The organism is Shewanella maritima (genome assembly GCF_043643735.1).
Classification (GTDB): Bacteria; Pseudomonadota; Gammaproteobacteria; order Enterobacterales; family Shewanellaceae; genus Shewanella; species Shewanella maritima_A.
The window spans coordinates 13554-37257 of sequence record NZ_JBHZSM010000012.1; the positions used below are offsets into that span (position 1 = coordinate 13554).

A 23704-nucleotide genomic window follows, 5' to 3' on the forward strand; every position below is an offset into this window, starting at 1 on the left:
CTTGTGTGAGAGTTTATTTGCTTTGTTTATGCTTAGAGCATGAGTTTGTAAACACTGATTTTTATCGTAGCAGCCTAGGTACCCCAATAGATGATGTTAGTCAGAATGATATGAGCGCAAAAGGGTTTAGTTAACTTTTTGATAGCCCATCATAGTGAGATTACCGAGAATAGTAATATGGAACTCAAGCACTTAAGGCATTTTATAGTGCTCGCGCAGCAAAAAAGTTTTAGTCGAGCAGCAACAAAACTGAATTTAGCGCAGCCTTCACTTTCTAGAAGCATTCAAAAAATGGAGGACCTGCTGGGGGTAACATTACTGGATCGCGGAGCTAAAGGTTTTACTCTGACAGAGTATGGAGAGTTAGTTTTCAAGCAAGGAGAACTTATTGTCAGTGAGGTTAATCATTTAAAGTCCGAAATTGATACCATGAGAGGTATTGAGCGAGCAAAATTAGTGGTAGGTGCGAGTCCTATTCCATCAAATAGCTTTATCGGTCCAATTGTTGGACTATTTTTAATGGATCACCCTAATACCAGTGTGGAGCTAAAGGTAAACAGCTGGGATAAGCTTTATCGTGCTTTAAATCAGGGTAGCGTGCATATCTTTGTTGCCGAGACAGGCGGTATTGATGTTGAAAACCAACAAGATTTGGAAGTCATTCCACTGCCTAAATCTCCTGCAGTATTTTGCTGTCGCAAGGATCATCCATTAACTAAAGAGCAAAGAGTGTATTTACCCCAATTGAAAGATTTCCCGATTGCGGTACCTCGCTCTTTACCCACTAAACTAGCGAGGCAATTTGATGATTTATTCGACGCTGACAGAGAAGATTTTTCAGGCATGATTAGATTTGATCAATTTCATCCAATTAAAGAGTCATTGCAGAACTGCGACATGTTAGTGATCACCCCCAAAATTGCTATTCAAAAAGAGTTAAATCAAGGGAGCCTCGTGGCGCTGGATATCCTCAACATGCCCGATGTTTCAGCGAGCTTTAGTATTGTCTATTCCAAAAAGCGTCGTCTCACTAGAACAAGCCAAGAATTTATTGCGTTTTTGAACTCGGAAATACAGCAAAGGCTCGCGTAGTCACAATCCAGTATATACACGCTCCCCTATCAGTAATTCAGATTAAATTAGTCAATCTCGCTATTTGCATATTTTAGTGATTGTTTCGCAAATGAGTCGTCATTAATTGGTTTATTGAGCTGATCTCAATCGGTTGAACTCTTTCTATGTGATTGAATTTGTATTAGCATTTCTGTTAATAGAGCCTCACAAGGAATGATGATGAGCCAGAAAACGAAACAAGTGACATATATTAATGCTCAAATGCATCTTGAAGGTGAAATGCAAATTCAAGGCGCAGCCTCGATAGCAGGGAAAACCCGAGGTGTCATTCGCTCCACTGAAATCATTACCATCGAACAAGGTGGCGACTTTGACGGTGAATTATTCTGCCAAGAATTACATGTTAGTGGCGTTGTAAAAGGTAAAGCTTATTGCGATAAGTTGATCATCGTTGCTGGTGGTACTGTCGATGGCGAGGTTTCTTGTCATCATATGGAAATCCATGACGGTGGTCAGTTTATTGGTATGCGTAAAAAAGGCCCAAGTGACACGGTATTGCCGCAAATTGTGAAGAAAAATGTGGCTAAAAGTGCAACTTATAATGGTCAAACTGATAGCGCTGAGCAGAGCAATAAAACGGCGACTTCACCGCAACCGACTAAACAAACTTCGTCTACAAGCAAAGCTAAACCTTCATCTGTAGTCGAAACGCCTTCAACAAGCTCAGAAGCAGTCGCTAAAACCAACGTCAATTCGCAACAGTCATCCAAAAAATCACTGTGGTTAATTGTGGTTATCGTGATTCTCATCCTGCTGATCTTCAACGTCGATTTTGACTCTATGGTCAGCGAACCTGAACCGCAACCAGAAGAGCCGACATTATTTAATGATGTTGATAGCTCATCGACTGGGCAAATGGATGAGGTGGAACGCCAAGCGGCTTTGCAAGCCTATCAAGCTCAGAAAGCGAAAGCTGCTCAACAGGCAAAAGAGCATGAGCAAAATAGCCAAGCTGCGGCGCAATCTCAGGTATCTACAAAGCATTTATCCGCATTACAGCAAGATATCGTAAATTTGGATAATGATGATATTAATGCTGCCCCCACTACTGATGCTGCTAATGAAACCAGTGAAGAAGCGGCGAATAAGCTTGTAACAAGTGATTCTGGGATTACTGAGATCGTCAATACTGAGGCTGACTTAAATGATGTGGCTGAAGAGCTTGAAGCCGCGAGCACTTCAGTAGCTAAACCCGCCACTCAACAAGCTGTTTCGGTGCTAACAGAGGCGGTGGAAACACAAACTGAGCAGAACACACAAGACTCTGCAGCAGCAGAGTCCGGCACGCAAAGTTTATAATCTTATCAGCGTTTAAGTTGCTCAATGCTAAGTTGTGGCAACTTATTCGATAAGTCTGGGGTTATTTTTTGTTGATCGCCTCGGACGACTATCACCGGTTTTTGCAAATATTTGTTGGCGAGTATTTGAATATCTTGCGGCGAGAGCGCCGCTATTGCTTGATAAAATGCATTTGTTTGTGCCGCATTCTGCCCCAGTAATCGGCTGGTTAATATTTCAGACTCTTTTCCCGATAAACTATCCAATGCAATAATTTGTTTACCTGCAAGGTGTCTTTTGACGGCCGTTAATTCTTCAGGTGCCATAGTTTGTGTCTGTAATGTTTTGATGTGCTGAGTGATACCGTCAATAAACGCCCCAGAATGGGTGAGGGCTGTACTGCCATAGAAAGTGATAAACTGCCCCAGAGGTGCGGTATGGCAATAACCATAAATACCGTAGGTTAAACCACGCGTCTCTCGTAAATCATAAAATAACCTTCCCGAAAAACCACGCCCAAGAATGGCCGATAAGGCTTCACAGGCGACACGGTTTTCAAGTGCTTGCTCTGAATTGAGGTTGAGTGGTTCTGCCGCCAATAAATAGCCATATCTCACTTGAGTTTGCGGCGCATCATCGGCATTCAGTATACCGATGCTTAATTGCGGTGCTGTTTCTGAAGTTGGATTTGATTGGGCTTTATCTTGATTATGATGTTCATGCTTTTGGTTATTGCGATGCTTTTCGTTATTGCGATACTTTTCGCTATTAAGATGCTTTTCGTTATTGTGATATTGTGCGATATAACCAAACACATCAATCTGCTCAGATGATGTCAGCGTTGGTTTTATGTCTAGATCAGAAGACAGCGTATTTAACGCGTGAGCAGGCTTTGCGCTAAACACATGCCATTGACCATACTGAAATACTTGCTTTAACGTGTGATTGATTGCTGCTGAATCAAGTTGGTTTATAGCATCTGCGTTATTGGTATTTTGTTGGTAAGGGTGCTGCTTGCCGAGTAATTTTGAAAAATAATGCTGGTTTACTTCGCTTCCGGTAAACGCGTTGATATGTTTATTGAGTTTTAACTGTCGAGTTAAATTGGCTTGTTGCGTCGCCGATAATTGCATCTCAGGGGAAAGCAATTGGCCAAGTAATGTGCTTTTTTCGGTAAATGATGCATTGCAATGCATCTCAATGCTAATGCTATGTAGCCTGGCTCGTACCTTGGTTGCGTCGAAACACAATGCGTTTTCATATGTGCTTGATTGGCTCAGTAATGCCAGTCTCTGGTTAAGTGCAGCTTGCAGTATATCCGGGTTTGAAATGACCTGCTGGTGGATTAACGCGCTGAGTTTAAGGCGCTGATGTTGCCAGTCATCTAAAGCTAGCCACTGATGCCAATACAACCCATTTATTTGTAACGTATACGGCAATTCGATAGTCGGTGGTGCAACGTCGAGTGCATCTGTCAGTGATTGCAGGGCTGAATTTGGCGCTTGATAATTTGCCAACGTCACAGGTGCTGTATCGGTAAAGGTGAGTTGCTGATGTTGGCAAGCTGCTAGTCCGAGGGTAGCCACGAGTAACATACACATTTTTCGAAAACATTTGAAATATGCCGGCATCATAAGGCTTTGTCCTCAAGTGAATGAGTTAAGCTTTCAGGCAGCCACTCTAAAACGGTTTTTCCTGTGCGTATGTACCATGGTGGAAATAGATCTAGCCGAATGGTTTTATGCTGAAAGTACTGTTGAGCCACACGTTGTATGTCTTCATTAGTCACGGCATCAATGCGGCTAATCGGCCCTGAAAGAGGTTGATCGAGATCTTGCTGCGCAATATTGATTAATCGTTTTGCTACCGTTTGCGGCTGGTGAAATTGGGTAATGAGTGTACTAGTTGATGAGTGTTTAATACGGCATAAGCTATTAGCATCAATGCCTTCCGAGATAACCTGTTCGATTTGCTTTGTCACCAAGTCAAACAAATCATCCAATGACACCTTGGCCCGTGGCACGAGCACAATATTGGCTACACCATGGTTGTCCATCGCCATTGGGAATGAGTAATTGAATAGTGCTTGCGCCTCATTACGCTGAGTATGCTGCATTAAGCTGGTATTGTGACTAAATAAATATTGATTTAGCAGTGCTAACGCTGCTGCATCTGGATGAGAACGCCCTCGGGTATGCCAAGCCAGTAACAGCGCTGGCCATGGTCCACGATTATCATACACTTTTCCATGTACAGGCTTTGCTTGAATGTCTATAGGGGCAAATGTATGTGCCAGTGTAGTTTGAGCTTGCCAATCTCCAAAGTGGGCTTCAACCTTGGAATAGATATCACTGGGTACGTCACCAACAACAGCCATTGTCATCTTGTTGGGTTGATAATACTGTTGATGGAAAGCCTGCAAACTCGACGCCGTTGCCCCCAATACATCCTGCTTATTGCCAATAATGGCGTGACCATAAGGCGTATCAGATACTTGCGCTAATAAGAACTCCATTGCGACACGAAAAAAGGGCTGGCTATCAATGGTACTGGCCATTTCCTCTATCACAGCACCTTGTTGATTTTCTACTGAAGCGGGAGTGATGATAGGTCGTCTGAATCTGTCGCTTTCTAGAAATAAGGCTAACTCAATAGCATGACTTGGTATGGTGGCGTAATAATTGGTGTAATCAAAGTGGGTGCTGGCATTAAAACGAGCACCGATGCCATTCATCGTGTTGGGATAAGTATTCTCGGGGGCATTATCACTGCCTTTAAAAAGCAGATGTTCAAATAAATGAGCATAACCCGTTTGCCCCTTTCCCTCATTGCGAGAGCCTACATTGAACTGGCTCGCAATGGTAACCGTTTGCTTGTTAGCCATGGGTAGCCAGTATAGCTGTATGCCATTATCGAGATGCTGGCTTTGAATTTGCAGTTCTAGCTGCTGAGCAGTATGCAAAGCTTCACTGATATCGCACTGCATTGCGTTAGCTGTAGGGGAAATCAATATAGCAGCAACAAAAAGCGCTTTATACATAAGTAGTTAATATAGGTAATTATTGAATTTAGCCTAACTAGAATAGGGATGTTTCTCAATAGGCTTTTGTGATTAGGCTTGAACAAAGATGGCCAATAAATAGCTTGTAGCTATTTATCCGAATGGGGCAGTTACGGCTTTAGTGAGTGAAAAGTGCTTCATGAAAATGGTTGTTAATGCAGCAAATAACAAAAAGCCCAAACTGAGTTTGGGCTTGGTGGGGATAATTGAACGCTAATATTTATGGATTAATGCGCGTCGGTATGCCAGTGCGTTGCTCTAATAAGCGCTTAATGACAAACGAGTCAGTTTGCTCATGGGCAATAAAACGTGTGACATTTTTTTCTAGTGATAACGCAACTGGTGCGGTTGATTCAAACTCTTCTTGGGTGCGAGATAATGGCTCATGGACCTCCATGTAGCGACCTCCGCTGCTTTCTTCAGCCACTTTGATCGGTTGATTAATAAACTCAACACGGGTTCCCACAGGGACAGAGTTAAATAAATGTTCTATGTCATCATCACGTAAACGCACACAGCCTTGGCTGACACGCAAGCCAATACCAAATGAAGCGTTGGTGCCGTGAATGGCGTATAGGTTACCGATATATATCGCGAATAATCCCATTGGATTATCAGGACCTGCTGGCCACACATCTGGCAGTATTTCACCTTTGGCAGCATAGATCTCGCGTGTTTTCTTGGTTGGTGTCCAGGTCGGGTTTGCACGCTTACGGTAAACTTGAGTTACCCAGTTTTCAGGCGTGTCACGGCCAACTTGGCCAATGCCAATGGGCAATACTTGTACTGTATTGGTGCCTTTGGGGTAATAATAAAGACGCATCTCAGCAAGGTTGATAACGATCCCCTGACGTTTAGTATCAGGTAAAATCAATTTGTGTGGAATGATTAATGTGCTGCCCGGCGTAGGTAAAAATGGATCTACGCCTGGGTTTGCTTGCATTAAATTGGTCAAGCCTAATTGAAACTGTGCAGCAATTTCTTCCAGCGTTTGCTTGCCTTCTGGTACAACAAAGTATTGGTTCTCACCGATAACAGAACTACCTTTAGGCGGTAGGCGATATTCTACTGAAGTTGCTGAAAAACTTAGGACTAAACAAAGACTAAGAAAAAGGTATTTGGTAAAAGACGTCAACATCAATTCTCTCGATAAAGCTAAACACTGGGCGGCTCAGTCATACGCAATTGTTATATCTACGCATTAAGCTGAGCATTAACCGCATCCTCACTGATCCAGTATTAAAATTCAACCAATTTAGTGAAATTACTCAAGAAACACGCATTTTCATTGGGATGCTTAAGCTAGGGTTAAGAATAAAGAATCGCTTGGGTTAATACAGAGACTCAGGATTGTCTTTAGGTCGGGTCTTAAATCTTCGGTGTAACCACATATATTGTTTGCGGTTTCGATTGATTAACTCTTCAATAATCTGATTACCTCGAATGGCATCCTCTAACTCATTTTCACCGGGGAAGTTATCCAGTGCTGGTAGAATTTCAATATTGTAGCCAGTGTCTTGATCATTTCGCTCAACAAAAAACGGTAACACCTTTGCTTTACCAAGCTTTGCTAACGTGGTTGCACCTGTAATAGTTGCAGCCTGCTCAACGCCAAAAAATGGGATAAATACTGCGGTGTTAGGGCCAAAGTCTTGATCTGCCGTATACCAAATAACGTCTGGGTTTCTTAGGCTTTTAACCATCTTGCGTAAGTCACGCTTAGGTACTAAGCCTTTGTTAGAACGAAGGCGACCTTTAACCTGAAGGTATTCCATGACAGGGTTGTTATGGGGACGATATACACCGATGCCAGGATTAAACTGGCCAAAAATGCGTGCGCCCATTTCTAGTGGTAAGCAATGTACTGCAAATAAGATGACACCTTGACCATTTTCAAGGGTTTGCGAGACATGCTCTTCACCCTTAATGGTCATGTGTTGCTGAATTTTTTCATCAGACCACCACCAAGCATTAACCGTATCAAAGATGGCTTTACCTGTTTCTTCAAAGTTCTGTTGCAGAAGCGTTTGTTGTTGCTGCGCTGATAATTCAGGAAAACATAAGCGAATATTGGTTTTAGCCGTTGTTGTACGACTACCAGCAAAACGCATGGTCAGTCGACCCAGTGCGCTGCCCAATTTCATCTGCCAACGTAAAGGCAGAAATAATGTCAGCCGCATTAACAATGCGCCGAGCCACATTAACCAGTATTTAGGATGGTATAACTTTGATGTAAATTCAGCTTTCTCGACCACAAAAGACTCTGTTAGCAATCTGATTTTTTGATATTCTAACTCATTTAAACGCAAAAACTGTTACTTTTTGCAGAGGTTGCTAGTTGCAAGTGACCATGCGCATAAAATTGCAGAGAAAAATAAGTAACAAAGGCAGACACTAATGCATTGGATGAGTCACTTGCTAACAGGATTAATTGAAAAAACAGTAGTGCATTATTTTAATGCTTTTTCATTATTCTTTATGCTGCTTCTTGTATCCAACGCTGGGGGGGCAAGTGAGTTCCCCAGTCACACACCGTCAACTCCCCCAGTACAAACCTTGTTGGTGCGTCATATCGTTCCCCAACAGGCTCCTGACTTGTACCATCTCGCTAATGATAAACAACAAGATTTCCTTCATGGACGTTGGGTAGCGGTAAAACATCAGCAAGCACTTCTATGTGCGGTACAACAACTGAATGATTGTATTAGCCAATTGCCTTTCTCGCTGCAGCAGCTTGCCAGTTTGCAGCCCGATGTTATTAAAAATCAATTGGGTATGAAAACCGCTATGGTGCTTTCAATCAACCATGAAAACGTGGCTGGTATCGTGGTCTATAGCGATCATCAACATAATGCAGTACAAACAGCGACGGTGGCGAATGAAGTCTATAAGCTTGAGTTAAAACAACAATTGCTACTGTCTATCTGGCACGAATTGGGTCATTTGCACAATATTTCCATGCAGGGCAGTTTATTATCAGACACACTGACTCAGTATGAGCATGAATGGTTAGCCGACATTTATGTTTATTGGTTAGTGGCCCAGTCACAAGTAGAAATGAAGCTGATATGGCAGCAATTTCATCGCCGCAATCTTGCTGTGATGGATAATCGAAGAAACTTGCAACATTGGAGCTCTCCATATTTGTTACCTTTGCTAAACGAGCAGACCTTTATGTTGGCGAAGTCTACCCATGAATACTCTAGGTTTTTACAGCTGGTATTAGCTGATATGCCGAAATGGCAACAAAAGGATATTGATGAGATGGCGAGTTTACTCAAACAAACATTTGACTCTGGTGTAACCCAACATTTACCCCATTATCTTTTTTGGCGTCAAGCTGAGTTGAGTGACATTCTTCAACCGACATTGCAAATCGTCATGGGAGAGGAGTATGCGAAGGCTTGGCTTAGCACTCAATTTGTTGAGGTGAACTTGGTATTTTGATGAGAAAAATACATTTTTACACTTTTAAAAAACCGTTTGCACAAATTTTATTCAGCAGTTTGTAACTATTTCTAGCAGTTCTTGATACATATTACTTAAAAACTAGCCTTTGATTTATAAGTGTAATTTTTGCTCTTGTTAATTTTTTGTTCTAAATTGTGCGGTTAACTAGGATGATGTTCGGTTAAATATGTTGTATTAATGGTTAATTGTAGCAGAAATTCCTGTGGCACTTTGGTAAGCTCTTGCCAAAATGTAACCAGAGATAACCGAATATGGCCAAACGTTCTAGAGCGGAAACAGAACGCACAGTTAATTTCATCTTAGACGAAGCTTTAAAGCAATTGCTTACTATTGGATTTGAAGCGATGTCTTATACTACGCTGTCAAATGCAACAGGCATTAGTCGCACGGGGATTAGCCATCACTTTCCTCGTAAAACTGAGTTTTTAACTAAGCTTGATATGCGAATTGGTCAGTTGTTTGTCGATGAACTCAATTTCAGCAGTATTGCCAAGTTAGAGCAATCTTGGGATTTAGCGATGGCTAAACCACAACACAGTGCGGTGTTACGTTTATTTTTCAGCCTGTGTGGTGCCAACCAAAAAAGTATTGGCTTTTTTACTGCGATTGAGCACGCAAAAGAGCTTGCCGGTATTGAGTTAGGTGATGAAGGCGAGCGTTGTATCAACCATTTAATTGGTAAAAGCGCGGTTGTGTTATTGAGTAAAAATAGTGAAGCCAAAGCCGCATAAGCAGCTTTGGCTTTAACGATGTGCCTTGCTTTACTCTAGTTTAACTTAGCAACCTTGCTGAGTGTTCATTACAGGCAACGATTACTGTTAAAACCTTTCATTTAAAAGTGCCATTGCAAGTAAACTGAATTGTAGTTACTGCCGCCTTTAATTCGCCCAAAAGCAGAACTGGTTTCAAAAATGCCAGAACGATGGTGAATACTGGCACCTAACCACAAGTTTCGCATACTGTGTTGGTTAAAAATATCACCCAAATTGACATCTAAAGAAAAGTCGAGGTAGTTAAGTAGTTTGGACGCCTCGAACTCTTTATCCTGCAAGTCATTCTCTTCAATGTAAGTGGCTTTTGAAACATAAGATAATCCCTCTGCGACACCTAAGCGCCAGCGAGGGCCGAATGTAAAGGTATAGTAGGCTTTAAACCCGAGTACCCCTTCAGCAATATTATCTTGAACTTCCGAATCGTGGTGCCAAACACCACCTAATGTTAAGTAGAGTTCAATAGGTAATGTAAATAAGCTATCTGTGACCGGATAACCATAAAATAGTGAGGTTAACTGGTTATTATATTTATCCTTTTGGGTGTTGCCGGTTAAGATATCACCTAAGTTAGAGGGCGTAGCCCAACCATGTGCAAGACGCAAATATTCACCGGTTTCTTTTCTAACTGGGCGGTTAGCTTGAGAGTTCTTTTTATCGGGGAAAAAGCCAAACCCTAAGAAACTCTCTGCTTGAAATCGACTATCTACACTTGGCAGATCATAGATAGTATCTTCTAATCGAGTCACACCAATTCGTCCGAGTAAATATAAATTACTAGCCACATGGTATTTAATATTGGTACCTAAATTTAAAGAGACACCTGCGCTAGGATCAAACTGCGCAATACCATAGTAATATTCATTAAAATCGGCACTTTTCCACTTTAATTCTGCATACGGGATCAGCTCCCAATCATTGGCTTCCCAGTAATACTTGGCTCTACTGTAGGCATAGCCACGCTTACTTGTGTCGCTTAACAATGCAATGTCAGCTTGCCAGTTACCGTGATTAAATTGGTATTGAACACCAAAATCATAGGCCGCTGCCTGAATATCGTTTTGCAACTCTTTAGGGATATCTACGAAACGGAAACGGCTATAAATATTGACTTCGTGCTGCTCGTTTTTCCATAAATGCACACCGCCTTCAGTTCCCCTAAGAAAGAAGTTTTCTCCCTCAAAGTAAAATAGCGGCATGATGTCATAAACTTCAGTGTCTTCAACATCAAATGCTATGTCTGCACGCCTCAAACCTATGCCTAAACCCCAATTATCAGCATAGTAATTGTCTGTGTATTCAATATTATCTTTTGCTTCAAATACGAACTCAGGTTTGTCATTTATTTGTGTCGGCTCAGTTGGCTCGTTAGCGTGAGTAGCTTGTGAAGCAATTAAGGTGCATCCATATATTGTCACTGCAAGGCGTAAAGAATGGCTGAGAGTCACTGTTGATTTCCTACCTTTAGTTGGTGTCAACGTTAGATAAAATGACGGTGATGCAAGGAGAAATGGGACTCGTTAGTCCTACAGTTTGCATCTTGTGTTAGTCATTGGTTATCTGATGTTTTTATGCTGGTTGTTATTGTTGGCGTATCCATACTCGTTGTAAGGATAAGCTGCTTAGCTTTTAAAAACCAACCTTTTATTAACATGATAGTGTAATGGCTTGTAGGTGTATAAGCAAAAAACACCCGCGAGTTAGCGGGTGTTTTCTACACAACATTAGTTAAAACATGGTGGTTACAGTGCTTTAAGAATCGCTTCTACGCTATCTTTAGCATCGCCAAATAACATTTGTGTATTGTCTTTAAAGAATAGTGGGTTTTGCACGCCAGCATAACCAGTATTCATTGAGCGTTTAAACGCAATCACGTTATCTGCGTTCCACACTTCCAATACTGGCATACCTGCGATTGGACTATTAGGATCTTCCATTGCGCCAGGGTTAACCGTATCGTTCGCACCAATCACCAGAACAGTATCAGTATCAGAGAAGTCATCATTGATTTCATCCATTTCTAATACGACATCGTAAGGTAGTTTGGCTTCTGCCAGTAATACGTTCATGTGGCCAGGTAAACGGCCCGCTACTGGGTGAATACCAAAGCGAACGTTAATACCTAAGTCACGCAGTTTCTTAGTTATTTCAGCAACCGGATACTGTGCTTGAGCAACAGCCATACCATAGCCTGGAGTGATAATAACTGAGCGAGAAGCTTTTAGCATATCAGCAACATCTTCGGCGTTTGTTTCGCGGAACTCGCCCATTTCTTCTTCAGTACCAGTACTTGTACCATCGCTACCAAAACCGCCAGCGATAACTGAAATGAATGAGCGGTTCATTGCCTTACACATGATGTATGACAAGATGGCACCTGATGAACCAACCAGCGCACCTACAACGATCAACAAGTCGTTTGATAACATGAAGCCCGCCGCTGCCGCAGCCCAACCTGAGTACGAGTTCAGCATTGAAACCACAACTGGCATGTCGGCGCCACCAATAGATGCGACAAGATGCCAACCAAAAGCAAACGCAATCAGTGTCATGATAATCAGCGGCGTAATCGTGCCACCTGACTGCACGAACATCACCATTAGGATGAGTGATACAACAACAGCTAAAAGGTTGAGTTTATGACGATGGGGCAGGGTTAACGCCTTTGAAGGAATTAGACCACGTAACTTACCAAAAGCAACTACTGACCCTGTGAAAGTGACCGCACCAATAAATATCCCTAGGAAGACTTCTACTAGGTGAATATTGAGCATGGCCCCTTCAAGGTGAGGATCGTGAGACGCAGCTTGACTCGCCTCGACAATCGCAGCCTTCGCGGATTCCAGTGTTGTATTCACGTCATCGCCTAAGGTGACGACAATTTCATTGATCGCTTGTGGGTGAATGTCAATAAAGCTATTAAAGCCAACTAACACAGCAGCCATACCAACAAAGCTGTGCAAAATGGCGACTAGCTCTGGCATTTCAGTCATTTCAACTTTTAATGCAAAGCGAACACCAATCGCGCCACCAATGACCATTGCAAGGATGATCCAGTGAACACCGCTGGTTTCTGGGTTTAGAATGGTTGCGCCAAGCGCGATCGTCATACCAATGATGCCGAATAAGTTACCGTTTTTGGCCGTTTCTTGCTTCGATAACCCAGCTAGGCTGAGAATGAAGAATACCGCGGCAACGATATATGATGCTGTTACCAGTCCTTGAGACACAATAATACCCCTTAATCTTTACGGAACATCTTCAGCATACGCTGAGTGACGGTGAAACCACCGAAGATGTTAATACTGGCGATAAGCACCGCGATAAACGACAGCGCCGTGACAATGGCAGAACCTTGGCCTATTTGCACCAAAGCACCGACAACAATAATGCCTGAAATCGCATTGGTTACAGACATCAGTGGCGTGTGTAGTGAGTGTGATACATTCCAAACCACGTAGTAGCCCACAACACATGACAGTACAAATACTGTGATGTGAGATAAGAACTCAGCCGGAGCCACTTGCGCTAACAAGCCAAATGCAGTCAGACCAGCTGCGCCAAGAATGTACTTCAATTTAGAAGGTTTTTTCTCAACAGCCACGGGTACTTCAACTTTCGCTGCGGGTTTCTGCGGTGCAGCAGAGACTGAAATTGCTGGTGGTGGGAAGGTAATTTCACCATCACGTGTGACGGTCATATTGCGCATCACTACATCATCAAAGTCTAATAACGCATTACCGTCTTTTTCTTTGCACATTAACTTCATTAAGTTAACTAAGTTTGTGCCATAAAGTTGTGATGATTGTGCTGGTAAGCGACCGGGTAAATCAGTGTAACCTAGTACGGTTACGCCTGATTCAGTCACGGTTTTCTCACCTGATACCGTGTATTCACAGTTACCACCTGTGGCGGCTGCTAAATCAACAATCACCGAGCCTGACTTCATGCTATCTACCATTTCTTTGGTGATAAGCTTTGGAGCCGGACGCCCAGGGATTAGCGCTGTGGTGATGATGATATCGACTTCTTTTGCTTGTTCTGCAAATAAGGCCATTTCAGCGGCAATAAACTCATCTGACATGACTTTGGCATAGCCGTCAGAAGATCCGCCTTCTTCATCATCAAATTCAAGTTTTAAAAACTCGCCGCCCATAGATTCAATCTGCTCAGCAACTTCTAAGCGAGTATCAAATGCGCGCACTATGGCACCCAATGAACCTGCTGCGCCTATGGCTGCAAGACCCGCGACACCCGCACCAATAACCAGTACTTTTGCTGGTGGAACTTTACCTGCGGCAGTAATTTGTCCGGTAAAGAAGCGACCAAATTCATGGGCTGCTTCGACGACAGCACGATAACCACCAATGTTGGCCATTGATGATAGAGCATCCAAAGACTGAGCACGTGAAATACGTGGCACCATGTCCATTGCCATAACGGTAATGTTCTTTTGGGCTAGCTTTTCAACCAGTTCAGGATTTTGAGCAGGCCAGATAAAGCTGACTAAAATTGTGCCCGCTTTCATTTGTTCAATTTCGCTGTCGCTTGGTGCGTTCACTTTGAAGATAAGCTCTGCACCATATACTGACTCGACAACTTCTGCTCCTGCTTGTGTAAATGCCGCATCATCAAAGCTAGATAAATTGCCTGCTTGGGCCTCAATGGCCACACTAAAGCCGAGCTTTTGTAGTTGTACCACGGTGGCTGGCGTAGCTGCGACGCGCGTTTCACCCTCGATACTTTCTCTCGGTATTCCAATCTGCATGACTGTTTCCTGATGGTTAATGAAAAAGGCCATATCTGAATTAATTTCAGATCCAATTTGCACATCGACTTCTAGGTCGTGAAAAGTAAATGTGACCAACATCAATTCATAACATTTGAAGTTGGGTTTGCTGCTAAGTTAACCGTTTTTATGTGATTGTTGTTCTGTTTTGAGAACGACGGTGTTGATAAGTAATTAATTATCAAATTAGCCCCTTAGCTTGAAGCATCAGCCACAAATGTGACAAGACCTTTAACCTGAAATAGGACTGTTTTTGTCTAGGTTTTATAAAAACTTTTAACTAAGCCACACTTTTGTAGCTCAAAAAAACGCCTTTGCATATTCCATAAAGGAATAAAGAATTATCTTTTATTCTTTTTTGTGTTTTAAGGGCACGGGTAAGATACAGTTATTAAATTGTTATAAGGCCGCCCTATGTTGTTAAAAGAACTTTCAGCTTTAGCCTCACCTTTGTCTCAAGGACAGGTAGACAAGCTAAAGCAACTCACTACTGAATTAAATGCTGTGCAACTTGCTTGGGTGAGTGGATACCTTGCTGCCAGTGCAAGTCAAACTAGTGGCGTTGATGTGGCATCAACATCTGCAGCGCCTGAACAAGTCATCACCATTTTATATGGTAGCCAAACCGGCAATGGCCGCGGTGTCGCCGAGGCATTGGCCGAGCAAGCTCAAAATAAAGGTTACAGCGTTAATTTAAGCTCAATGGGCGATTACAAATCCCGCCAGTTAAAGCAAGAAACCTTGCTGCTTCTGGTCGTAAGCACCCATGGTGAAGGTGAAGCCCCCGATGATGCGATGGAGTTGCACCAGTTCTTAAACTCAAAGCGGGCTCCAAAGTTGGAAAATTTACATTACTCAGTGTTAGCGTTGGGAGATTCAAGCTATGAGTTCTTCTGCCAAACGGGTAAAGACTTTGATATAAGGTTATCTGCATTAGGTGCCAAAGCACTTAGCCCTATGGTTGAGTGTGACGTTGATTATGAAGATGCCGCTGAGCAATGGCAGCAAAGTGTATTAGATGCTGTTGAGCCTCATTTAAAAGCCAATACAGCGAGTGTTGTGCCAATTACTCAAGCTCAAACAGGCAGTGCTCAGTACAGCAAAAAATCACCCTATATAGCTGAAATATTAGTGAGCCAGAAGTTAACTGGCCGAGATTCAGACCGAGACGTGCGCCATGTTGAAATTGATTTAGGTGAGTCAGGTATCGAATATCAAGTGGGGGACGCACTGGGTATCTGGTTTACCAATAATGAGCCATTAGTTGATGAAGTATTAGCGAGCCTTGGTTTTAGTGGTGATGAGCAAGTAAACAGCGCCAAGCAAAGCGTCAACTTGAAGCAAGCATTGATTGAACATAAAGAACTGACGCAACTCTATCCTGGTTTTATTCAACAATGGGCAGAGCTCAATGGTGATGCATCGTTAATCTCCATTGCTGCCGATAAAGCGCAAACTCGCGAGTTTATGCTACAACAGCAAGTGGCTGATTTAATTAAAGCTTATCCTGCGACGATTGATGCTCAAGCATTTGCCGATTTACTCAGACCACTGACACCGCGTTTATATTCCATTGCATCAAGCCAAGCAGAGGTCGAGACAGAAGTGCACCTAACCGTTGCTTTAGTTGAAGATGAGCGTCAAGGTCAAGCCCGATTTGGCGGCGCGTCACACTTCTTAGCGTCTGCTGAAGAAGGCCAAACCGTAAAAGTGTATGTCGAGCCTAACAAGCATTTCCGTTTACCTGAAAACCCTGACACCCCAGTGATTATGGTTGGCCCAGGTACCGGCGTTGCGCCTTTCAGAGCCTTTATGCAGCAGCGAAGTGCAGATGGTGTGAAAGGTAACAGCTGGCTGTTCTTTGGTAATCCACATTTTGAGCAAGACTTTTTATATCAAACTGAATGGCAGCAGTATTTAAAACAAGGTGAGCTGACGCAATTGGATGTAGCTTTCTCTCGTGACCAAGCTGACAAAGTGTATGTCCAGCACCGCATCAAACAACAAGCACAGCAAGTGTGGCAGTGGTTACAACAAGGTGCACATCTATACATCTGTGGTGATGCAGAACGTATGGCTAAAGATGTTCATCAAGCATTAATTGAAGTGGCACAAGAGCAAGGTGGGCTCAGTGAAGCCGATGCAACTGCTTACTTTGAGCAATTGCGTTCAGATAAACGCTACCAAAAAGACGTGTACTAATCATTTCTAGCAATTTGCACTGTTTGTGCGTCATCGCACGCAGTGCAGGTTTGCCAAATCAGTTTTAAGAGGTTGCCACATGAGTGAGCAAAAATTAGCAGTAAACGAATATTTAAAAACAGACAGTGATTACCTACGCGGCAGTATCCAGCAAGGCCTAGATACGCAGGTGACGGGATCTTTTAGTGATGGCGATCAGCAATTAATCAAATTCCATGGTTTTTATCAGCAAGATGATCGTGATTTACGTAATGAACGTAAAGCGCAAAAGCTTGAACCTTTATACAGCTTTATGCTGCGTGCGCGTGTGCCGGGGGGAATTTGTTCTCCTGAGCAGTGGTTAGATGTGGATAGAATTTCATCAACCTTAACAACTTCAAACAGTATTAGGCTAACGACGCGCCAGACATTCCAATATCACGGCATTCCAAAACGTAACCTGAAAACCTTGATTCAAGGTTTGGATAGGGCCGCATTGGATTCCATTGCTGCGTGTGGTGACGTAAACCGTAACGTGATGTGTAACCCAAATCCGATTGAGTCAAAGCTTCATGAGCAAGCATATGCGGTCGCGAAAGAGTTATCTGATCACCTACTGCCGCACACCAATGCTTATGCTGAGATCTGGCTAGATAAAGAAAAATTACTGGATACAGAAACCCATGAGCCGGTATATGGCAAAACTTACTTACCACGTAAGTTTAAAATGGCTGTGTCGGTGCCACCAGATAACGATGTTGATGTATACACTAATGATTTAGGTTTTATTGCCATTGCGGAAGAAGGTGAGCTAGTTGGTTTTAACCTTGTTGCAGGCGGCGGCATGGGCTCAACTCATGGTGAAGTGGAAACCTTCCCACGTTTAGCGGATGACTTTGGCTTTATTAAAACCGATGACGTGATCAAATTTGCAGAAGCGGTAATGACTGTTCAGCGTGATTGGGGTAACCGAGTTGTACGTAAGCGTGCGCGTTTAAAATATACCATTGTGGATCATGGTGTTGATGCGTTCAAAGCTGAGGTTGAGAAACGTGCAGGGGTGAGATTTGAACCTAAGCGCGAAGTGATCATCGGTGATCGTGGTGATCGTTACGGCTGGGTAGAAGGCATTGATGGCAAATGGCATCTAACCCTATTTATTGAGAATGGTCGCATTAAAGATATACCTGGCAAAATGCTGCAAACGGGCTTGCGTGAAATAGCGAAAATCCATAAAGGTGATTTCCGCATGACGTCGAATCAAAACATGATTATTGCTGGTGTAGCCGCAGATGATAAAACTGAAATTGAAGGGCTTGCACGTAAACATGGTTTGTTAGGTGAGGTACTGAGTAATACGCGTGGACACTCAATTGCCTGTGTTGCACTGCCAACTTGTCCTTTAGCCATGGCTGAAGCTGAGCGCTATTTCCCTGAGTTCATTGACCATATTGATGCGCTGCAGCAAAAGCATGGCATTGGTGAGCAAGCTATCGTGGTGCGTATGACGGGCTGCCCGAATGGTTGTGCAAGACCCTTTGCTGCAGAGATTGGTTTAGTCGGTAAAGCACCTGGCCGATATAACTTATATCTAGGAGCAAGTTTTGAAGGTACCCGCCTAAATAAGATGCACAGAGAAAACATTCAAGAAGCTGAAATTTTATCAGAGCTGGATGGTCTATTTGAGCGTTATGCTGCAGAGCGAGATGCAGGTGAAACGTTCGGCAACTTCACTGTACGCATAGGCGTTGTGAAGGCTGTGATAGATGCCGCTAAGGATTTTCATGGATAATTTAGCCAGTGATGTTGCTAATGCAGCGTTATCTGAACAAGGACTGATAGATGTGACTGCTGAGCAGTTACAACACTTGCTGACGGCTGATAAAGCAGTGCAGCAAGCTAAGCTTGAGCAGATAAACCTATACTTAGAAAAACTCACTGCACAACAACGTGTTGCTTGGGCATTACGGTGTTTGCCTTGTCAACCAGCTTTGTCTTCAAGCTTTGGTATTCAAGCGGCCGTGATGCTGCATATGCTGACGCAGGAGCAAGCGGATATTCCGGTGATATTAACTGACACCGGATATCTATTTAAAGAGACATACCTGTTTATTGAAGAGTTGAAAGAGCGTTTATCACTGAATTTGAAAGTATTTCAAGCTGTGCAGAGTACGGCATGGCAGGAAGCGATATATGGCAAGTTATGGCAGAAAGGTTTAGATGCATTAGATCAATACAACCGCATCAATAAAGTTGAACCTATGCAACGGGCGCTAAACGAGCTTAATGTCGGTACTTGGTTTGCCGGTCTGCGCCGCAGTCAGGCGAGTACCCGCGAAGCGCTACCCATTTTAGCGATACATGGTAACCGCTTTAAAATATTGCCTATCATTGATTGGAGTAATAAGGATGTACACGAGTATTTAACTCAGCACCAATTGCCTTACCATCCTTTATGGGAGCAAGGCTATGTGTCTGTTGGAGATACTCATTCAACTAAGCCGTTAGAGGTAGGTATGAGTGACGAAGATACCCGCTTTAATGGGGTGAAGCGTGAGTGTGGTTTGCACTACGAAATTTAATAAAACTTTTGAATGATTTTAATGCTGAGTATGGATTATCGTTATAAATGTTAGATAAAGTTATCGCACAATAAATTGGTAAGCCTAAGAATTTAAATAGGTTTTGTATGTTTTTACTTCACATCATGTTCCCAGATAATTGAGGTGAAAAATTTTTGATAAATTTAAGTTTAAAAAACATGCAAAACTGAAAATTTTAGACTAGCTTTATAGGTTCCCGTAGACGGTTTTTGTTGACACTTTAGGCGTGTGAATGCACTGCCCAGTACCTCCAAAGATCAGCTCCTTTGAGCACATTGATTGACTTGTTAGCGTAAGAGTCATCAAATTGATAATCCCCAGTTGGCAATGCTTGCCAGCTGGGGATTTGTTTTTTTTACATGCCGTAAAACCTGTAACCTGTTTCATTCCAATCTCTTTTGCAAAATCATTACTTGACTGATTCTCAAACGAAGCAGGTTGCTCATCAATTTCAAAATTCACCATCAATAATGATTTTCTAGTCTGGCTTTATAACTAACTTGCTGAATTTAATATCTTCTTTTTAATTGATTTGCCATAATGTTGTCACATTTTTACAAGTGGTAAAAATGTCATGGATGATAAATACCAAAGCGGAGAGATAAATGAAAAAGTTTTTAGCGGCCTCAGTGGTACTTGTAGCAGGAGTAAGTGGCTATTACCTAACTCAGCAAGATAGCGCATCGGTTGATGACGAAATGCTTAAATATATTCCAGCAGACACAGCCTTGCTATCTGCGCAAATGAAGCCTTTCCCATATAAAGATTATATCTCTGCCACGGCAGGCAATTATCAAAGCTTTGATGACTCAGCATTTGATGGTATGGATCAGCTTTCAGAAGCTCATATGCGCTTTTTCATGAGCTTAATGAAGCAATATACCGTTAAAATGTCAGATCCTAAATCATTACTGTCGCTTTATGGTTTACCAGACTCTGGAAGAAGTTACTTTTATAACCTCGGTCTATTGCCTGTGATGAAAATTGAATTAGCTGATGCAGCAGCATTGTGGGCTGAATTAGATCGCGCCGAGGCTGAAAGTGGTTTTTCTCACCAAATGAAACAGCATGAAGGTATCAATTACCGTGCGTACTCAATTGTCGCCGAAGATTCAGATTTTATTGATGTGGTTGTGGCTGAGCATCAAGGTTGGCTGACTGTCACCATGAACTCTTCATTAAATGAGCCGGTATTATTATCGCAAGCACTTGGTTTAGCGCCTGTGGATAACCCAATAGCTAACACCACAATCATTGCCGATATCATCAAACAATATAACTTTACCAATGACGGTGTGAGTTATATCAACCATGAAGAGATAGTGAAAGGCATCACCACACAAGATGGTAATTTGATTGCTAAGCACTTAAGTCATATCGCACAACAGATGGGCGCAGATGAGTTAAGCATGCTTAAATCGCCAGCCTGCAGTAGTGAGCTACAATCTATCGCGAGTAACTGGCCTAAGACGATAATGGGGTTACGTAAACTTGATGTGACCGATAGTCGTGTTGAGCTAGATAGCCAACTTATTATTGAGTCGAAAAACCAAGTAATATTAACGGCATTGCAAAAAATGCGCGGCTTTATTCCTTCAGTGGTAAATGATGCGCCTGTGATGTCATTTGGGCTTGGTTTTGATGTGAATCAGTTAGCACCAGCGCTTTCTGAAGTATGGAATGACTTACTTACACCTAGCTATCAATGTGAAATGCTGGCTGAAATTCAAGGCGAAATTCAACAGCAAAACCCGATGATGCTGGGAATGATGACAGGGATGGCGAATGGACTGAAAGGTGTTAGTTTTAGCGTTAATGGCTATAAGTTATCAGAGCAATATGGTGAGCCCAAGGTCGATGAGTTAGATGCGCTGGTGACATTGAGTGCTGATGACCCAATGATGTTGCTGAACATGGTGAAACCATTTTATCCACCATTAGCGAATCTTCAGTTAAGCCCTAACGGTGAAGCTGTTGATGTCAGCTCATTGCTTATGCTACCACCAGAGTTTGGTGTTAAAGCAAAGCTAGCTTTAAAAGGTCAACATCTAGTGCTGTTTAATGGCGCTAAAGCGCAGCAACAGGCAGATAAATTAGCCAGTGAAGCACTTGTAGCCAATGGTATGTTAAGCGCATCGGTCGATTATGCTCAAGCACTCACGCCTTTGATTGAAGCTATTGAACAAAGTGGTGAAGCAATGCCAGAAGAGCTGAAAATGATGCAAGGCTATGACATGAGGCTTAACACATCATTAGATGTGACTGATCAAGGTATCGTGTTTGATTTTGGTGTGATCAACCAAGCGCCAACAAAGTAATCTTGTTTAGACAAAAAAGGTGAGCCTAGGCTCACCTTTTTATTTCCAGTTTAAAACCAGACGGGCTAAAGTGGGTGTTAGTTACAAAATATCGTTTAGTGCCACACCAATACCAATGCGTTGGTTGTGATGATTATAATCAATTAAGCTTTCCCCATAGCCATTAAAATATTGGGTATAGAGGCGTAAGTTACCTATGATTGGATAGCTCCAAGTTACCTCAACTGCACCGCGGTTATCACTTGATAGGTTATTTCGTAAAAGCATTGTGAAGCGGTGATCACCTAAACCATAAACCCCGGTTAACTCAAAATTACCCATGTAGTCGCCTATATCAGGGTTATCATCCCCTCTGGGATCTGTTGGGTCTTCTTTTTCATCTTCAGGGATCCGCCACCAAGCTTTTAGTGCTAATGCGAAAGGTCCTCGGTCAAAAACCATGGTGCCATATATGCGGTTCCAGCTACGTGACAATATTTGGGATTGGCCATTCGATTGATGCACAATACCAAATCCCCAAAATGAATTTGTCAAACCTGCCACTTCCCAGTCATTGTTAAATAACATAAACATTTCAGGTTCGTGGTTGGTTTCTCGAAACGGTGAAGAAGCATCTTTGTTGTATACCTGCCAATAGGACTGATTGGTATAAGCAAAAAACAAATGACCGTTATCACCAAACACATTGTACCAAAGTGGGAATTTGAAACTGATCTGGAACTTGGCTTCCATCTCATCTACAGCAATGTCTTCATCGGGGTATTTGATTTCAAATGGGTGAGAATTAGGGCGTGTTTGATAAGTGACAGGCAATAAATAATTAGCTTTATGTGGGGTGATCACAAATGGTTTTTCAGACGTTTCTAATTCATCTTTTACACGCTCCTCTACTAACGAATCAGCCATGAGGGTATGACTAAACAAGGCCGTGGAAAGCAATAGTAGGTGAGTGATGAGTCGATTTTTTACACCGATTCCTAGAAGCTGAGACATATTCGCATCCTTTTGAAGAATATGTGTTTATTGTTATCAAAAAGTATCCGGTTGTCGATGGCAGAATTGTCTAATTTAACTATTGAGCTAATACTTATTCCTAAAGGTAATAAAAACTAACTATTAACTATTATATTTGGAATATATATGGCGGTATATTGAATCAAAATCACAGTCGATGAGTACATGTTATGGAATTAGTTACTATCCCCACACAGCACGCTAAAGGTAAAGTTTGGCTGGTTGGTGCTGGTCCTGGGGATGCTGATCTATTAACCATGAAAGCCTATCGTTTGCTGAAATCAGCTGATGTTGTGTTATATGACGCCTTAGTCAGTGATGATATTCTTGCATTGATTAATGATGATGCTGAACTGATTGCTGTGGGTAAACGCGCTGGCAAACACAGTGCGAGTCAGAGTGAAATTAATCAGCTATTAGTCACTAAAGCTTTCACTCGCAAGAATGTGGTGCGATTAAAAGGTGGCGATCCTTTTATATTTGGTCGCGGTGGAGAGGAATTACAGACTTTAGTTGAAGCCGAGGTCGAATTTGAAGTGGTACCGGGGATCACTGCTGCAAGTGGCGCTTCAGCTTATGCAGGTATTCCGTTAACTCATCGTGATTATGCACAAGGGGTGAGTTTTATAACCGGCCATTGTAAATTAGAAGATCGTTTCGTGAATTGGCAAAGTTATGCTAACCCTAACAATACCTTAGTTGTGTATATGGGCATTTTAAATGCCAATATTATCAGCCAAGGTCTTATTGATGCAGGTCGTTCACCAAACACGCCTGTAGCCATTATTTCTAAAGCGACAAGCTCTGAGCAACAACGTTTCATTGGGCAGCTTGATGGGCTAGATAAACTTGCCAATGATGCCAAATTACAAATGCCAGCCTTGATGATCATTGGTGAAGTAGTTAAATTAGCTGATAGCTTACATTGGTTTAAACAGCAAGCCTTTGAAGATGTGACTGCACATTCTGCGATCAGATAATATGACCGATGAGATACTCAGCCTGTAATGAAAAATGCGACCAAATGGTCGCATTTTTTATGAAGTACTCAATCAAATAGGTAATTTTACTGAGTGTAATGTTTT

At 42.4% G+C, this 23704-nt stretch carries 17 protein-coding genes; 9 read left to right on the forward strand and 8 right to left on the reverse strand.

Annotated elements, in window-relative coordinates:
• Positions 1 to 177: 177 nt before the first annotated feature.
• Together ACHUGF_RS13080 and ACHUGF_RS13085 are read left to right on the forward strand one after the other, a co-directional pair.
• Entirely contained in the window at positions 178 to 1092 is a 915-nt protein-coding gene (locus tag ACHUGF_RS13080; RefSeq protein ID WP_394131815.1) for a LysR family transcriptional regulator, read from the forward strand.
• Between the two features lie 201 nt (positions 1093 to 1293).
• Entirely contained in the window at positions 1294 to 2433 is a 1140-nt protein-coding gene (locus ACHUGF_RS13085; protein WP_394131816.1) for a polymer-forming cytoskeletal protein, read from the forward strand.
• A gap of 5 nt (positions 2434 to 2438) precedes the next feature.
• On the opposite strand, the gene ACHUGF_RS13090 is transcribed toward ACHUGF_RS13085, so the two are convergent.
• From ACHUGF_RS13090 to lpxL, 4 genes are all read right to left on the reverse strand, one after another.
• Positions 2439 to 4046, reverse strand: a complete 1608-nt coding sequence (locus tag ACHUGF_RS13090; protein ID WP_394131817.1) for a M16 family metallopeptidase — start codon at positions 4044 to 4046, stop codon at positions 2439 to 2441.
• Positions 4043 to 5452, reverse strand: a complete 1410-nt coding sequence (locus ACHUGF_RS13095; RefSeq protein WP_394131818.1) for a M16 family metallopeptidase — start codon at positions 5450 to 5452, stop codon at positions 4043 to 4045. Before ACHUGF_RS13095 ends, ACHUGF_RS13090 begins: the two co-directional genes overlap by 4 nt.
• Before the next feature lie 241 nt (positions 5453 to 5693).
• Positions 5694 to 6611: a L,D-transpeptidase family protein gene (locus ACHUGF_RS13100; protein WP_394131820.1), complete on the reverse strand. Its 918-nt coding sequence runs from the start codon at positions 6609 to 6611 to the stop codon at positions 5694 to 5696.
• Positions 6612 to 6804: 193 nt separating this feature from the next.
• Positions 6805 to 7728: an LpxL/LpxP family Kdo(2)-lipid IV(A) lauroyl/palmitoleoyl acyltransferase gene (gene lpxL, locus ACHUGF_RS13105; protein ID WP_394131986.1), complete on the reverse strand. Its 924-nt coding sequence runs from the start codon at positions 7726 to 7728 to the stop codon at positions 6805 to 6807.
• 142 nt (positions 7729 to 7870) lie between these two features.
• Here lpxL and ACHUGF_RS13110 point away from each other — a divergent pair, with 142 nt between their 5' ends.
• Together ACHUGF_RS13110 and ACHUGF_RS13115 are read left to right on the forward strand one after the other, a co-directional pair.
• A complete protein-coding gene (locus tag ACHUGF_RS13110; RefSeq protein ID WP_394131821.1) occupies positions 7871 to 8920 on the forward strand; it encodes a hypothetical protein in 1050 nt (349 codons plus the stop codon).
• 275 nt (positions 8921 to 9195) lie between these two features.
• Positions 9196 to 9675 (forward strand): TetR/AcrR family transcriptional regulator, encoded by a 480-nt coding sequence (locus ACHUGF_RS13115; RefSeq protein ID WP_394131823.1) that lies wholly within the window; start codon positions 9196 to 9198, stop codon positions 9673 to 9675.
• A 101-nt stretch (positions 9676 to 9776) separates the two neighbouring features.
• Here the strand turns inward: ACHUGF_RS13115 and ACHUGF_RS13120 are convergent, their stop codons facing one another.
• The 3 genes from ACHUGF_RS13120 to ACHUGF_RS13130 form a co-directional block, all read right to left on the reverse strand.
• Positions 9777 to 11162, reverse strand: coding sequence for a MipA/OmpV family protein (locus ACHUGF_RS13120; protein WP_394131825.1), 1386 nt, complete (start codon positions 11160 to 11162; stop codon positions 9777 to 9779).
• A gap of 294 nt (positions 11163 to 11456) precedes the next feature.
• On the reverse strand, positions 11457 to 12944 hold the full coding sequence (gene pntB / locus ACHUGF_RS13125) for a Re/Si-specific NAD(P)(+) transhydrogenase subunit beta (RefSeq protein WP_394131826.1): 1488 nt from the start codon (positions 12942 to 12944) through the stop codon (positions 11457 to 11459).
• An 11-nt stretch (positions 12945 to 12955) separates the two neighbouring features.
• Positions 12956 to 14482 carry a Re/Si-specific NAD(P)(+) transhydrogenase subunit alpha gene (locus tag ACHUGF_RS13130; RefSeq protein WP_394131827.1) on the reverse strand — a complete coding sequence of 509 codons (1527 nt, stop codon included), beginning with the start codon at positions 14480 to 14482 and terminating at the stop codon, positions 12956 to 12958.
• Between the two features lie 435 nt (positions 14483 to 14917).
• On the opposite strand from ACHUGF_RS13130, the gene ACHUGF_RS13135 reads away from it, so the two are divergent.
• The 4 genes from ACHUGF_RS13135 to ACHUGF_RS13150 all read left to right on the forward strand — a co-directional run bounded on the left by ACHUGF_RS13135 (position 14918) and on the right by ACHUGF_RS13150 (position 21605).
• Complete coding sequence (locus ACHUGF_RS13135; protein WP_394131828.1) at positions 14918 to 16705, forward strand: assimilatory sulfite reductase (NADPH) flavoprotein subunit; 1788 nt, start codon at positions 14918 to 14920, stop codon at positions 16703 to 16705.
• Between the two features lie 79 nt (positions 16706 to 16784).
• A complete protein-coding gene (cysI, locus tag ACHUGF_RS13140; RefSeq protein WP_394131829.1) occupies positions 16785 to 18476 on the forward strand; it encodes an assimilatory sulfite reductase (NADPH) hemoprotein subunit in 1692 nt (563 codons plus the stop codon).
• Complete coding sequence (locus tag ACHUGF_RS13145; RefSeq protein WP_394131830.1) at positions 18469 to 19266, forward strand: phosphoadenylyl-sulfate reductase; 798 nt, start codon at positions 18469 to 18471, stop codon at positions 19264 to 19266. Before cysI ends, ACHUGF_RS13145 begins: the two co-directional genes overlap by 8 nt.
• A gap of 626 nt (positions 19267 to 19892) precedes the next feature.
• Positions 19893 to 21605: a hypothetical protein gene (locus tag ACHUGF_RS13150; protein WP_394131831.1), complete on the forward strand. Its 1713-nt coding sequence runs from the start codon at positions 19893 to 19895 to the stop codon at positions 21603 to 21605.
• Positions 21606 to 21686: 81 nt separating this feature from the next.
• On the opposite strand, the gene ACHUGF_RS13155 is transcribed toward ACHUGF_RS13150, so the two are convergent.
• Complete coding sequence (locus tag ACHUGF_RS13155; protein WP_394131987.1) at positions 21687 to 22511, reverse strand: phospholipase A; 825 nt, start codon at positions 22509 to 22511, stop codon at positions 21687 to 21689.
• Between the two features lie 278 nt (positions 22512 to 22789).
• Between ACHUGF_RS13155 and cobA the strand changes: the two genes are divergently transcribed.
• Entirely contained in the window at positions 22790 to 23599 is an 810-nt protein-coding gene (gene cobA, locus ACHUGF_RS13160; RefSeq protein ID WP_394131833.1) for a uroporphyrinogen-III C-methyltransferase, read from the forward strand.
• The last annotated feature ends 105 nt before the right edge of the window (positions 23600 to 23704 follow it).

Coding starts and splice junctions, on each gene's coding strand:
- ACHUGF_RS13080 (WP_394131815.1), top strand. CDS start 178: ATGGAACTCAAGCACTTAAGGCATTTTATAGTGCTCGCGCAGCAAAAA.
- ACHUGF_RS13085 (WP_394131816.1), top strand. CDS start 1,294: ATGAGCCAGAAAACGAAACAAGTGACATATATTAATGCTCAAATGCAT.
- ACHUGF_RS13090 (WP_394131817.1), bottom strand. CDS start 4,046: ATGATGCCGGCATATTTCAAATGTTTTCGAAAAATGTGTATGTTACTC.
- ACHUGF_RS13095 (WP_394131818.1), bottom strand. CDS start 5,452: ATGTATAAAGCGCTTTTTGTTGCTGCTATATTGATTTCCCCTACAGCT.
- ACHUGF_RS13100 (WP_394131820.1), bottom strand. CDS start 6,611: ATGTTGACGTCTTTTACCAAATACCTTTTTCTTAGTCTTTGTTTAGTC.
- ACHUGF_RS13110 (WP_394131821.1), top strand. CDS start 7,871: ATGCATTGGATGAGTCACTTGCTAACAGGATTAATTGAAAAAACAGTA.
- ACHUGF_RS13115 (WP_394131823.1), top strand. CDS start 9,196: ATGGCCAAACGTTCTAGAGCGGAAACAGAACGCACAGTTAATTTCATC.
- ACHUGF_RS13130 (WP_394131827.1), bottom strand. CDS start 14,482: ATGCAGATTGGAATACCGAGAGAAAGTATCGAGGGTGAAACGCGCGTC.
- ACHUGF_RS13135 (WP_394131828.1), top strand. CDS start 14,918: ATGTTGTTAAAAGAACTTTCAGCTTTAGCCTCACCTTTGTCTCAAGGA.
- cysI (WP_394131829.1), top strand. CDS start 16,785: ATGAGTGAGCAAAAATTAGCAGTAAACGAATATTTAAAAACAGACAGT.
- ACHUGF_RS13145 (WP_394131830.1), top strand. CDS start 18,469: ATGGATAATTTAGCCAGTGATGTTGCTAATGCAGCGTTATCTGAACAA.
- ACHUGF_RS13150 (WP_394131831.1), top strand. CDS start 19,893: ATGAAAAAGTTTTTAGCGGCCTCAGTGGTACTTGTAGCAGGAGTAAGT.
- ACHUGF_RS13155 (WP_394131987.1), bottom strand. CDS start 22,511: ATGGCTGATTCGTTAGTAGAGGAGCGTGTAAAAGATGAATTAGAAACG.
- cobA (WP_394131833.1), top strand. CDS start 22,790: ATGGAATTAGTTACTATCCCCACACAGCACGCTAAAGGTAAAGTTTGG.